This window comes from Streptomyces mutabilis (assembly GCF_014649815.1).
Taxonomy (GTDB): Bacteria; Actinomycetota; Actinomycetes; order Streptomycetales; family Streptomycetaceae; genus Streptomyces; species Streptomyces mutabilis.
On the sequence record NZ_BMTT01000293.1, the window covers coordinates 1 to 531 of the forward strand.

Annotated in this window: 2 protein-coding genes and 1 other annotated feature; both genes read right to left on the reverse strand. The window is 26.0% G+C overall.

Going from position 1 to position 531, the window contains the following annotated elements:
* Positions 1 to 84 (reverse strand): bL21 family ribosomal protein (locus tag IE142_RS40375; RefSeq protein WP_191889524.1); only part of this gene is annotated, 84 nt, incomplete at its 3' end.
* Positions 85 to 96: 12 nt separating this feature from the next.
* Positions 97 to 173, reverse strand: a sequence feature (ribosomal protein L21 leader region).
* A 32-nt stretch (positions 174 to 205) separates the two neighbouring features.
* Positions 206 to 531 (reverse strand): rod shape-determining protein MreD (gene mreD / locus IE142_RS40380; RefSeq protein ID WP_191889523.1); only part of this gene is annotated, 326 nt, incomplete at its 5' end.

Genomic DNA, 531 nt, shown 5'->3' on the forward strand with positions numbered 1-531 from the left:
GTTAGCATTTAATTTTTCAACGTAGATTTCTTGACCTTCTTCTACTTTGATTTGTTTTCCACCTGTTTCAATTATAGCAAACATACTTTGCACCTCCTATATAATAAGTCACGCCATATACAGGTGACAATATGATTGTACTTCAACCTGTATGCGAGCGGTTGTATGTAGCTTGAAACTACTCAACTACTGCATCTTACCATCACTATGCCTTACTGTCAATTGTGTTTTTTACTTTTTTAGTAAATTTAATAATAATAGTAAATAACATAATCAGTAATAAAAAATTAATGATGAGAGTTGGAATAAGTCTTAATAATACAAATTCTATTAAATTAAATTTAATGAAACCTATTACTCCATAGATCATAGCCACATATACTTCTAAAAACATTGTGGATAATAAAATGATAAAAAATAATACAGAATAATCTCGATAAAAGATTTTAAAAAATTTATCAACTATAACAACTAAAATGATATAACCAAACATATATAAACCATATATACTTCCAAAATATAAATCAGTTA